The 12,211-nt window shown below is 38.1% G+C and carries 12 protein-coding genes; 3 read left to right on the top strand and 9 right to left on the bottom strand.

What is annotated here, in order from left to right:
- Position 1 precedes the first annotated feature (1 nt).
- The 9 genes from ASU31_RS10865 to hisG all read right to left on the bottom strand — a co-directional run bounded on the left by ASU31_RS10865 (position 2) and on the right by hisG (position 8,702).
- Positions 2–904 (bottom strand): WD40 repeat domain-containing protein, encoded by a 903-nt coding sequence (locus tag ASU31_RS10865; RefSeq protein WP_057932348.1) that lies wholly within the window; start codon positions 902–904, stop codon positions 2–4.
- An 81-nt stretch (positions 905–985) separates the two neighbouring features.
- Positions 986–1,588 (bottom strand): bifunctional phosphoribosyl-AMP cyclohydrolase/phosphoribosyl-ATP diphosphatase HisIE, encoded by a 603-nt coding sequence (gene hisIE, locus ASU31_RS10860; protein WP_057932347.1) that lies wholly within the window; start codon positions 1,586–1,588, stop codon positions 986–988.
- Positions 1,589–1,697: 109 nt separating this feature from the next.
- Entirely contained in the window at positions 1,698–2,453 is a 756-nt protein-coding gene (gene hisF, locus ASU31_RS10855) for an imidazole glycerol phosphate synthase subunit HisF (RefSeq protein WP_057932516.1), read from the bottom strand.
- 183 nt (positions 2,454–2,636) lie between these two features.
- Positions 2,637–3,386 carry a 1-(5-phosphoribosyl)-5-[(5-phosphoribosylamino)methylideneamino]imidazole-4-carboxamide isomerase gene (hisA, locus tag ASU31_RS10850; RefSeq protein ID WP_029278668.1) on the bottom strand — a complete coding sequence of 250 codons (750 nt, stop codon included), beginning with the start codon at positions 3,384–3,386 and terminating at the stop codon, positions 2,637–2,639.
- A 1-nt stretch (position 3,387) separates the two neighbouring features.
- Entirely contained in the window at positions 3,388–4,032 is a 645-nt protein-coding gene (hisH, locus tag ASU31_RS10845) for an imidazole glycerol phosphate synthase subunit HisH (protein ID WP_057932346.1), read from the bottom strand.
- An 84-nt stretch (positions 4,033–4,116) separates the two neighbouring features.
- Positions 4,117–5,250, bottom strand: coding sequence for a bifunctional histidinol-phosphatase/imidazoleglycerol-phosphate dehydratase HisB (gene hisB / locus ASU31_RS10840; protein WP_057932515.1), 1,134 nt, complete (start codon positions 5,248–5,250; stop codon positions 4,117–4,119).
- 107 nt (positions 5,251–5,357) lie between these two features.
- Positions 5,358–6,398 (bottom strand): histidinol-phosphate transaminase, encoded by a 1,041-nt coding sequence (gene hisC, locus ASU31_RS10835; protein WP_057932345.1) that lies wholly within the window; start codon positions 6,396–6,398, stop codon positions 5,358–5,360.
- Positions 6,399–6,520: 122 nt separating this feature from the next.
- Positions 6,521–7,801, bottom strand: coding sequence for a histidinol dehydrogenase (gene hisD / locus ASU31_RS10830; RefSeq protein ID WP_057932344.1), 1,281 nt, complete (start codon positions 7,799–7,801; stop codon positions 6,521–6,523).
- Between the two features lie 49 nt (positions 7,802–7,850).
- Entirely contained in the window at positions 7,851–8,702 is an 852-nt protein-coding gene (gene hisG, locus ASU31_RS10825; protein ID WP_057932343.1) for an ATP phosphoribosyltransferase, read from the bottom strand.
- 275 nt (positions 8,703–8,977) lie between these two features.
- Here hisG and ASU31_RS10820 point away from each other — a divergent pair, with 275 nt between their 5' ends.
- The 3 genes from ASU31_RS10820 to prs all read left to right on the top strand — a co-directional run bounded on the left by ASU31_RS10820 (position 8,978) and on the right by prs (position 12,206).
- Positions 8,978–10,540: a L,D-transpeptidase family protein gene (locus tag ASU31_RS10820; protein WP_057932342.1), complete on the top strand. Its 1,563-nt coding sequence runs from the start codon at positions 8,978–8,980 to the stop codon at positions 10,538–10,540.
- A 71-nt stretch (positions 10,541–10,611) separates the two neighbouring features.
- Positions 10,612–11,304 carry an NUDIX hydrolase gene (locus ASU31_RS10815; RefSeq protein WP_209434984.1) on the top strand — a complete coding sequence of 231 codons (693 nt, stop codon included), beginning with the start codon at positions 10,612–10,614 and terminating at the stop codon, positions 11,302–11,304.
- Between the two features lie 68 nt (positions 11,305–11,372).
- Positions 11,373–12,206 (top strand): ribose-phosphate diphosphokinase, encoded by an 834-nt coding sequence (gene prs, locus ASU31_RS10810; RefSeq protein ID WP_057932341.1) that lies wholly within the window; start codon positions 11,373–11,375, stop codon positions 12,204–12,206.
- The last annotated feature ends 5 nt before the right edge of the window (positions 12,207–12,211 follow it).

Here is a 12,211-nt window from a genome sequence, read left to right as displayed (position 1 = left end):
ACTAAATCTGTTCCATCTCCCAAACCATTACCTGCCTGTCATCTCCTGTAGAAATGAGATATTTACCATCATGGCTCCATATAATCTTATTGATGGAGTGAGTATGGCCGGTGCCTGCCTTCTCTAAGCTCAAAATTTTATACAATTTAAAATTCTCTGCATCCCAGAGTTTAATGCTTTTATCCTGACTACTCGTAGCGAAATAAGGCAGGCTAGGGTGAAAGGCAATATCGTAAACAGTAAACATATGTGCAGGAACGGTTTCTCTAAGTCCGTAATTGGGCAGATCCCATATTTTTAGCTGTGCATCCCTGCTTCCAGAAATTAAGTATTTACCTGTAGGATGATATGCCAAAGAGGTAACAGGTAATGAATGTCCTTCGAGAGATTGTTTGAGGCTATAATCAGCCAGGTTATAAATCCTGATCAGGTGATCTTTACAGCCAAAAGCCACTTCACTTTCATCAGGCGCAATGGCAATCGCTCTCACGGTATCGTAAGCCACCTGAAAGCGGTAAATCTCTGTAAAATCTACTAACGACCAAACCGCAACTGTACCATCTTCTCCAGTGGTTAGAAGTTCATTTTTGCCTTTTACCGTTTGTATATTGAAAATAGGTTTGGTATGTGCATTTATTCTGGCAATTACTTTCTGATCATTAAAATCATAAACGCTAAACGCACCACTGCGTTCACCGATAAATAGTTGTTTATTGTAATAGTGTAAACAATATACCGAGCTCTGTACCGGCATTTTAACTTTTACAAAAGCCATCGTATTTAACGACCATTCTACAACACCCTTATCGTTTCCTGCACTAAAAAATATACCATCCTCATCCGAATTGGCTAAAGCATATACAGGGTTTTGGTGTCCGGGAAGGGTTTGCAGGTGTTTGAGCATTTCTTGAGGTTTTGGGTTTAGGGTTTAGGGTGTAAGGTTAGGCATCTAGCACCTTAAACCTAACACCTTTTACCTCAAACCTTATTGATGTCTTTTCTCTAAATTCTTCGCTATATCCTGAATCGATAAGCCTTTTTCTTTCAATAAAAACAATAGGTGAAAAACAAGATCTGATGCTTCTCCAATGAGTTCTTCTTCCGTTTCAGCAAGTGCAGCAATTACCGTTTCCACACCTTCTTCACCGACTTTTTGGGCAATCTTATTCAAACCTTTGTTGCGCATTTTGTTGATATAAGACCCTTCAACGGGGTTTTCATATCGATCATTTATGATGTTTTCGAGTTCGAAAATAAAGTTCTGGTTAAAATCTGTTTTAAAACAGCTACGGCTACCGGTATGGCAGGTTGGACCAACGGCATCCGCTTTGATTAGAATGGTGTCGTTATCACAGTCTACAAAAAGTTCTTTAACAAACAAAAAGTTATTGCTGGTTTCACCTTTTGTCCAAAGGCGGTTTTTAGAACGAGAAAAGAAAGTTACCTTGCCTTCGGCCTGCGTTTTCTCGAGTGCTTCAGCATTCATATAACCCAGCATCAAAACCTCTAAAGTTTTGTAATCCTGAATAATTACAGGAAGTAAGCCAGCTGTTTTATCCCAATCAAGGGTTGATATATCGATATTCATTTTTATGATGTTTCCGTCATTGCGAGGCACGAAGCAATCTTACTACTTTTGCAGGTTTCGAACCCATAGCATTAGGATTGCTTCGTGCCTCGCAATGACGAGTTAACTATTATATTCTCACCGGAATATGATTCCTTTTTAATTCTTGCTTTAGATCAGGGATCAGGATTTCGCCATAATGAAATACCGAAGCTGCCAGTGCGGCATCAACATTGGCCTTTTGAAAAACCTCGGTAAAATGCGCCATACTACCTGCCCCGCCTGATGCTATAATAGGGATATTGATCATTTGGTTTACTTTACTGAGTAATCCACAATCAAAACCTGCTTTTGTGCCATCATGGTCCATCGAGGTTAACAAAATTTCTCCTGCACCTAAATCTTCAGCCTGTTTAATCCAGTTTTCGGTTTCCAGTTCGGTAATTAGCCTTCCTCCATTTAGGTGGACCATATTTTTACCGTTTACATATTTGGTGTCGACTGCCAAAACCACAAACTGCACACCAAAGGTTTTAGCCAGATCTTCTATTAATTTAGGATTCCGGACTGCTGCCGAATTGATGCTGATTTTGTCCGCTCCTGCATTTAATAATGCTTCGGCATCCGCAATTTCGGTTATTCCGCCACCAATGGTAAAAGGAATATTTAATTGCCTGGCAACCGATTTAACCATTTCAATCATCGTTTTCCGACGCTCGTGGGTGGCCGTAATATCCAGAAAAACCAATTCATCGGCACCTTGTTGTGCGTATTGTGCCGCCAATTCAACCGGGTCGCCTGCATCGCGTAAATCAACAAAGTTTACACCTTTTACCGTACGGCCGTCTTTAACGTCTAAACAAGGGATTATTCTTTTTGAAAGCATGTGTTTTGTTTGGGTTTTCGTCATTGCGAGGCACGCAGCGATCTTAAAGCTTTCGCTTCGCGAGGTTCATCACCCTGAATTTATTTCAGGGTCTTTACTGTATGAAAGATGCTGATCCCGGATGTCCGGGGCAGCATGACGATCGCCTATTACAATGAGCCAAATATTATATAAAATTCCGCTTTAAATCGAGCTCAACGCCTTCAAATTCCACTCTTTAATTTCTTCGATGGTAATGCGGTCTTCGTAAATTGCTTTTCCAACCACTACACTTCTAATCGGGTACTTGGCTAGGTCGTAAATATCCTGCATCGAACTTACTCCACCTGATGCAATCAGTTTAATCATAGGCGAATGTTCAAGCAGTTTTTCGTATAAATCTATCGCTGCACCACCTAATTTTCCATCTTTGCTGATATCGGTGCATAAGAAACGGAAAAAACCCAGTGAAAGACATTTGTCAACGTAATCCATCAGTTTAATCGGCGAACTTTCCATCCAGCCAGAATATTTAATTACCTCATCCAAAACGTCGATTGCAATTACAATACGGTTTGCATAATCGTCTTTTTTAGCAAAAGCTTCACTCAATTGAGGTAAGAAATCAGGGTTGGTAATGGCCTGTGTACCTACAATTACGCGGTGTATCCCAGCGTCAAGCAAATTGGTTACCTGCTCAATGGTTCTGATGCCACCACCGTACTGCACTTTCATTTCGGTTTTTTTGATAATCTCAAAAAGTGCTTTTTGATTGCTAAAATCGCCTTTGGCTCCGTTTAAATCAATAATATGGATGAAATCTGTACCATTTGAACGGTATTTTTCTATCATTTCGGGGATCGAAACATCATATTCTGTTTTTTGGTTGTAATCGCCTTCACGAAGACGGACAACTTTTCCATCCAAAATATCAATAGCAGGTATTATGTACATTTTATAAGCTTAAGTTTGAAAAATTTTTTAATACTAGTTCGCCGGCTTTTCCCGATTTCTCAGGGTGGAACTGAACGCCGTAAAAATTGTCTTTTTGTACCGCTGCCGAAAACTTTAAACCATAATCAGCAGATGCGATGTCAAAAGTAGGGTTATATTCAATAAAGTACGAATGCACGAAGTAAAATTGTGTATTATCTTCAACACCTTCAAATAGTGAATTGTTTTTCGGATTAACTGCATTCCATCCCATGTGTGGTATTTTGATATGCAGTGACTTATCGAATTTTTTGGTTTTAACCGGAACGATATTTAAAAGCGCTGCATCGCCCTCTTCCGAATGTTCGGTAATGAGCTGCATGCCCACACAGATGCCAAGAACGGGTTTTGTTAGTTTTTTAATGGCTTCAACCAACCCTGTTCCTTTTAGTTTTTCCATGGCTGCCCCCGCATGGCCAACACCAGGGATGATGATGTGGCTATATTTTTCGAGGTCGTTTTCGGTGTTTACCATGCCGTAGGTTACATTTAAGCGATCTAATGCTGCGGTAAGGGAGAAAATGTTGCCTGCTCCGTAATTTACTATTCCAACACCTAAATCCCCTGAAGGGGACTTTGAATTTTTATCGTTTATGTTATTGTGCATAACTTAAGTTATCTTAATTGTGCCCTTTTTATTGATTTACTACCTCACCTAATTTTATTTTGCTCCCCTTTAGGGGCTGGGGGGTTACAATACCCCCTTTGTGCTTGGCAAAACCATTTTCTCTGCATCGCGTTTGATTGCCATTTTAATTGCTTTTGCAAATGCTTTAAAAATAGCTTCAATTTTATGGTGTTCGTTATCGCCTTCTGCTTTTACGTTTAAATTGCATTTTGCAGCATCACTGAACGATTTAAAGAAATGATAAAACATTTCTGTAGGCATATCGCCAACTTTCTCGCGTTTAAATTCAGCATCCCAAACAATCCAGTTTCTTCCCCCAAAATCGATGGCTACCTGTGCAAGGCAGTCGTCCATTGGTAAGCAAAAACCATACCTCTCAATGCCTAGTTTATTGCCTAATCCTTTAGCAAATGCTTCTCCAAGGGCAATACCAGTATCTTCTATGGTGTGGTGCTCATCAATATGTAAATCGCCTTTAGCAATTACCTCTAAATCTACACTTCCATGTCTGGCAATCTGATCAAGCATATGATCGAAGAAGTTTAATCCTGTTTCGATTTTGGCTTTTCCTGTTCCGTCCAGATCAAGGTTAATGGTAATGTCGGTTTCGTTGGTTTTACGTTCGTGGTGAATTTTTCTGCTTCCTGCTTTAAGCAGGTTGTAGATGTCTTCCCATTTCTTGGTTTCCAGAATAATCACATCCAACAACGTTTCATGTTTATCTAATGCTTCAGTAGAACCCAATGCATCATTCTGACGAAGAAAAATCGCTTTAGCACCCAAATTTTTGGCCAAAACCACATCATTTAATCGGTCTCCAATTACGAAAGAATTTTTCAGATCGTAATCTTCACTGAAATATTTTGTCAACAAAGCAGTACCAGGCTTACGGGTAGGGGCATTGTCTTTTGCAAAAGTTCTATCGATCACAATCTCGCTAAAATGAACACCTTCACCTTCAAAAGTATCGAGCATGAAATTGTGGATCGGCCAGAAATTTTCTTCAGGATTTGAAAGTGTTCCCAATCCATCCTGATTGGTTACCATTACCAGTTCATAATCCAGTTCAGCTGCAATTTTAGATAAATAATATAATGAGCGCGGATAGAATTTAAGCTTCGCAAAACTATCTACCTGTTCATCATCAGGCTCGATATTTAACGTTCCATCGCGGTCTATAAACAATACTTTTTTCATTGGAATATAATTATTAATTTGTTGGTGATTGTTTTTAAATGGCATTAATGAGCTCGCAGGCTCGGTTCATTGCTGTTTGCGAGCGGTATGCTCATGATGGTTTCATCTTAAAAATTTTCTAGAACAGTTAATAGTTTGTCGTTTTCTTCTTTTGTACCCACCGTAATCCTTAAACATCCTTCACACAAAGTTACTTTAGAACGGTCGCGTACAATGATACCCTGATCAACCAAAGTATCATAAATTTTCAAAGCATCGGTAACTTCCGTCAGAATAAAATTAGCATCAGAAGGATATACTTTTTTAACAATATTTAATGCATTTAACGCCTTGCTTAAACGGTCTCTTTCTGCAACCGATTCTTTAATCCAAACGTTCACCTGAGCGATGTTTTTTAGTGCTTCGAAAGCTAAATCCTGCGTAGCCTGATTGATGTTGTAAGGTGGCTTAATTTTGTTCAGAACATCGATCACTTTTGTTGAAGAAAATGCCATGCCTAAACGTAAAGCAGCAAGCCCCCAAGCCTTCGAAAAAGTTTGCAAAACAACCAGGTTTCCGTACTCAGTTAACTCTTGAATAAAGGTCTTCTGACGGGCGTAATTAATGTAGGCTTCATCCACCACAACGATACCATTAAAGTTGGCTAAAATAGTTTCAATATCTTCGCGGTTTATGGAATTTCCGGTCGGATTATTTGGCGAACAAATGAAAATTAATTTCGTGTTTTTATCAATCGTTTCTGCGATTTTTTCCATGTCCAATTGGAAGTTCGGAAGCAGGCTAACTTTGCGTATTTCTACATCGTTTATATTGGCCGAAACTTCATACATTCCATAGGTTGGGGGCAGCACAATTACATTATCTTTTCCAGGATTACAGAATGCGCGAAACAATAAATCTATTGCCTCGTCGCTACCGTTTCCTAAAAAGGTATTTTCAATTGGTACGCCTTTTATTTTGCTGATTGCATCTTTCAGATCCAGTTGCAATGGATCAGGATAACGGTTGTAATTTGCCGGTAATGGCGAGCCATAACTGTTCTCGTTTGCATCTAAAAATACTGATGCCTGACCTTTAAATTCATCCCTTGCGGTAGAGTAGGGGCGAAGGTTTTTTATATTTTCTCTTACTAAATCGTTAATGTCCATTTTAATATTTTTATTCGTCACCCTGATCCAATAGCTATCGGATTTAATTCAGGGTCTTTTTAATTATATAGATGCTGAAATAAATTCAGCATGACGGCCTCATTATATAGGTTTACCTTAATTTAATTCTTCAATCTAATACTCACCGCATTCTTATGCGCTTCGAGGCCCTCAGCTTCTGCAAGTATTTCAACTGTAGTGCCAATGTTGTTTAATCCATCAGCTGACAGATGCTGAAAAGTGATTTTTTTCAGAAAAGCATCAGTTGATACACCCGAATAAGCTTTTGCGAAGCCACTGGTTGGTAAAGTATGGTTTGTTCCCGAGGCATAATCGCCAACACTTTCAGGTGTAAAGTTGCCTAAAAACACTGATCCAGCGTTGATAATCGATGGAATAAGGCTTTGGAAATGTTCAGTAGCCAATATTAGGTGCTCTGGTGCATATTCATTTGAAAATTGCATCCCCTCATCCAGGTTTTCAGCTAAAACTGCATAAGAATTGGCTATTGCTTTAGCCGCTATATCCTTGCGTGGTAGGATAGTAAGCTGATTTTCAATTTCTTTTAAAGTATCAGCAATGATCTGATTTGAAGTAGATACTAAAATAGCCTGACTATCAGTTCCATGCTCCGCCTGCGCGAGTAGATCTGCAGCAATAAATGACGGATTGGCAGTCTCATCAGCGATGACCAATACCTCTGATGGTCCTGCAGGCATATCAATAGCTACTTTATTTTGAACCATTGTTTTTGCTGTAGTTACATAACGGTTACCTGGGCCGAAGATCTTATATACCTGTGGTACACTTTCTGTTCCGAAAGCCATTGCTGCAACAGCTTGTGCACCCCCAATCAGGAATACTTTTTCGATGCCCAGTAGCACTGCGCAATAAGCAAGATAACAATTGGTTTTACCATCACGCTGCGGAGGAGAACACACTACAATTTCTTTACAGCCTGCGATGATTGCCGGAGTAGCCAGCATTAAAAAAGTGCTCGGTAAAACGGCAGTTCCACCTGGAATATAAAGGCCAACTTTTTCAATTGCCCTCGATTCGCGCCAGCACAGAACGCCAGGCATCGTTTCGATTTTATCTTCAGTTTTTAACTGCGACTGGTGAAAAGTTTTGATGTTTTGGTAAGCAGTATCAATCGCTTTTTTTGCTTCGGTGGGAATGGTAGATGCAATTGCTTTCAATTCTTCTGCATCTAAAAATAGCTTCTCCAGATCAACTTTATCAAATGCTTTTGCGAAGTTGAAAAGCGCCTGGTCGCCATCTTTTTTTACTGTGCTGATGATGCCGGTTACCCGTTCTTCAACCAGTTTATCGTCTTCAATTTGCCTCGAACAAAGTTCTTCAATTTTTGATTTAGATAAATCTGTATAATTGTAGATTTTCAATGTTTTATAATTTAAAATTAACTAATAGTTAATGTGAGTTTAAACGATTTTACTTGATTATTTTCTCGATTGGCATTACCAAGATGCCTTCAGCACCTGCTGCTTTTAAACTGTTTATTTTATCCCAGAAATCTTCCTCGGCAATTACAGAGTGAACAGCCACCCAGTTAGGTTCGAAGAGCGGAACCACGGTTGGACTTTTCACACCCGGAAGTAAATCGACTACTTTTTGAAGGTTATCTTTTGATACATTTAGTACCACGTATTTGTTAGATTTTGCGCTGAGTACAGAGCGGATGCGTTGAAGCAATTCTGCAACTTCAGGATTGTTGGCTATTGATTTATTTCCGATTAAGACAGCTTCCGATTGCATCACATCAGCGAAAGGTTTTAGTCCGTTGCTCTTTAATGTTCCACCTGTTGATACGATATCAAAAATGGCATCACTTAAACCTAAACCGGGGCCAATTTCTACCGATCCAGAAATGGTTCTGATATCAGATTTTATACCTTTTTCCTGTAAGAATTTTTCGAGGATTACCGGGTAAGAAGTAGCAATCGCTTTGCCATTTAACTCTTCCAGTTTTTGGATATTACTGGTAGCCTGAACAGCGATTTTTAAGGTGCATTTTCCGAAGCCTAATTTTTGAAGATAATCTACCTCAGCTTTGGTTTCTAGAATTACATTTTCACCAACTATACCCAAATCGGCAATGCCATCCTGTACATATTCAGGAATATCATCATCCCGAAGGAAAAGAATTTCTAAAGGAAAATTGGTAACGGTTGAGATGAGCGAGCTTTTGTAGTTTTCGAAAGATAAACCACAGTTTTTAAGTATTTCTACAGATTTTTCGTTTAACCTACCCGATTTCTGGATAGCGATTTTAAGTGTTTTCAAAGTATTGAATATAGAGTGAACAAGAAATTATTTTACGGAAAAAAGTTTTGAAGTACAAAACAAACATATCATATCGCCTATCGGCGATGGTGTAAATGTAAGTGATGGTTCAAAGTTAAATTCATAAATTATTTCTGCCAGTATCAATGCTTTAGCTGATAAGCGCTGGCAAATATAGTGTTTGAAATGGGAAAACAAAAAATAATGGCACTTAATTTGCCATTAAGCTGTTTTTATTGCCAATAACCCTTATTTTGTATTAAAATTTTACTCTTTTGAAAAAGTTTCGCTTTCTAATTCTGCCCTTTATTTTGTTCATTTCTGCCTGTGGATGGTTTAAAAGCCCACCTGAGATCGGGAAAGTGCTGTCTGAACATTTCAAGAACAAAATCTATAAAGATTTCGATACTGTAGCTTATGATAGCATTTTTGTGAAAACAATGGACAGTCTTTCGGGCAAGTTCGTTAATCCTAAAACTATAAAAGCTTTTTATTTAAATCATTCTGCTGAGCCTAAATTAGTTACGCAGTTTTATATTAATGGGGAATTAGACTCGCTGGTAAACTATTTAAACGAAAGTAAGGTTCATGGCTTCAATCCGAAGATTTTTAAAGGAGATGAGATTAAAAACTTATTAGATGAATTAACGGCAAACAAGTTTAAAAAGGTAGAAGAAAGTTATCCGGTTATAGCGAAACTAGAATTACTATCGGCTAACGCTTATTTGAACTACAATAATTACCTTAAATATGGGGTGGTAAATCCACGTACTATTTTTTCGCGTTACTACATTAAAGTTAAACGGCCTGATAGCTTGGGGATGATCAATCTTTTAAATAGTAAAAGTCTAGTTGATACATTAAGGTCTGTTCAGCCAAAATCGGCTCAATATAAAGCTTTGCAGGATGCATATTTAAATACAGATGCTTACGATGAAAAGCGAATTTTACTGTTAAATATGGAGCGCTTCCGTTGGAAAATGCCAGAGACAGGAACCAATTATGTGCAGGTAAATATTCCTGATTTTAAGTTAACCTGGTTTGATAAATCTGATACTGTAATTACGATGAAAGTTTGTGTTGGTGGGAAACGTGAAAACGGTTATGAAGAGAAGTTAAAAGCCTTTGCAAAATCTGGCAATCTGGATGATAAACCGAAGAACCATGAGACGCCGTTATTGTTCAGTAGAATCAATTCCATTCAGGCCAATCCGATCTGGAATATTCCGGTAAGTATTGCGCAAAGTGAGATCTATTGGATGGCCAGAAAAGATCCATATTATTTATCAAATAGTAACATCAAAGTTTACTATAAAGATAAGCTGATTGGTGAGCCCGATACTATTAATTGGAGTAAATATTCAAGGGATAAATTACCCTTTAAATTTAAGCAGGGATCTGGCGGTGGAAATGCATTAGGAAAGTTCAAATTCATCTTCGATAATAGCTCGAGTATTTATCTTCACGATACCAATAACAAGAACGGATTCAACTTAACCAATAGAGCCATTAGTCATGGTTGTGTGCGTATCGAAAAACCTCTTCAGTTTGCCGAACTTTTAGTTAAAGACTCTTACACTTACGACAAATTAAGAGCAGAAGTAGATTTACCACCGATAGACAGTACGCATGTAAAATGGTACAAAAAACGCATGGCTCAAAAAGCAGATACCACTAAAGCCTTTCAGTTAAAACCAGCCTGGTTCGGGCCAAAAAAATCTGTTCCGTTAATTATCACCTATATTACGGCCTGGTCGCAAAATGATAAGATCGAATACAGACCTGATGTTTACGGTATGGACGAAAAACTTTGGACTGCAATGAAGAAGTTCAGGTAGAATTTAATCAACAGTTTCGATCTTCTTGGTTAAAACAATTAACTTTGTGTTGTTTTAACACAAATTAAAGGATGATCGATCAAAATATTAAAATTGCTGTTGATGCCATTGTTTTTGGCTACGAAAAAGGAACACTTTATGTATTGGCAGTTCAGCAGCGATTTGGTAAACTGGCCGATAGATGGGTTTTGCCAGGTGGATTTATTTTAAATGATGAGCCTTTGCTTATGGCAGTTGAGCGCGAACTTAAAGAAGAGGCAGGTATAACGGTAAATTATCTTGAGCAGCTGGGTACTTTTGGTGATGATATCAATCGCGACGAACGCTTCAGGGTAATTTCTGTAGCTTATTTTGCCCTCGTTAATCCTAAAAATTTTGTATTAAAAGCCGATACCGATGCCAAAGACGCGAAATGGTTTCCTGTTACTCAAATTCCGGAATTGGGCTACGATCACAATGAAATGGTTAATCTCGCACATCAGCGCTTAAAAAGTAAACTTACTTACCAACCGATCGGTTTTGATCTGTTGGATCACGAATTTCTCTTTTCCGATCTTGAAAATCTGTACTGCTCCATTTTAGAAAGAGATATAGACCGGCGTAATTTCAGGAAAAAAATTCTAAGTTTTGGAATTGTTACAGAAACAGATAAAGTGGTTAAAATGGGTGCTAGTGGCAGGCCGGGCAAACTTTTTACCTTCGATAAGACAAAATATAACCAGCTTTTGAAGGAAAATTTCCAATTTGATATTAGGTTTGCGTAAAATAAACACAAAATATTTTTTGTATTCTAAAAATGATTTTTATATTTGTGTAAATAATACGCAAATATATGTTGAATCTTAATCCAAGTTTTACTCCGCTAGGCGAAAATAACTTAATCGAATACAAGTCTTTCTTATTTGCGGGTGGCGAACCACACATTAAAATTTCGAACAATTTTGATGTTGCTACTCCTGTTACCATTACGCAAAGAATAAATTCCTTCAATGATTTAGGTATGATCTGTATTACGGTTGATGCCTTGAGAAGAATGGGTGTAAAAGAAATCGAACTTTTTATACCATACTTTCCGGCTGCAAGGCAAGATCGGGTGATGATTTCTGGAGAGCCTTTATCGGTGAAAGTTTATGCCGATATCATTAATGCCATGGCTTTGGCAAGTGTTACCGTTTTCGATCCGCATAGTGAAGTAACACCAGCCTTGCTCAATAATTGTATAACGGTTTCCAATCACGATTTTATAAGGCAGGTGATTGCAAAAATAGGAGCAGAAGTAAAACTCATATCCCCTGATGGTGGCGCATTAAAGAAAATTTATAAAGTATCTGAGTTTTTAGGTGGTACAGAAGTGGTAGAGTGTTCAAAAAGCCGGGATGTAAAAACAGGAAAACTTTCAGGATTTAAAGTATATGCAGAAGATTTAGCTGGTGCTGATTGTTTAATTGTGGATGATATCTGTGATGGTGGTGGTACATTTATTGGCTTGGCAGAAGCGCTAAAGACTAAAAATGCGGGGAAACTTTATTTAGCGATTAGTCATGGCATATTTAGCAAAGGTTTTGATGAATTAGGTAAATATTTCGAACAGATTTTTACAACAGATTCCATCAAAGAAGTTGATCATGAAGGGGTAACACAGATAAAATTGATAGATTTTTTATAAAATAA

Origin of the sequence: Pedobacter ginsenosidimutans (assembly GCF_001442625.1) — a bacterium.
Lineage (GTDB): Bacteria > Bacteroidota > Bacteroidia > Sphingobacteriales > Sphingobacteriaceae > Pedobacter > Pedobacter ginsenosidimutans.
This window is presented reverse-complemented; position numbering and strand designations above follow the sequence as displayed.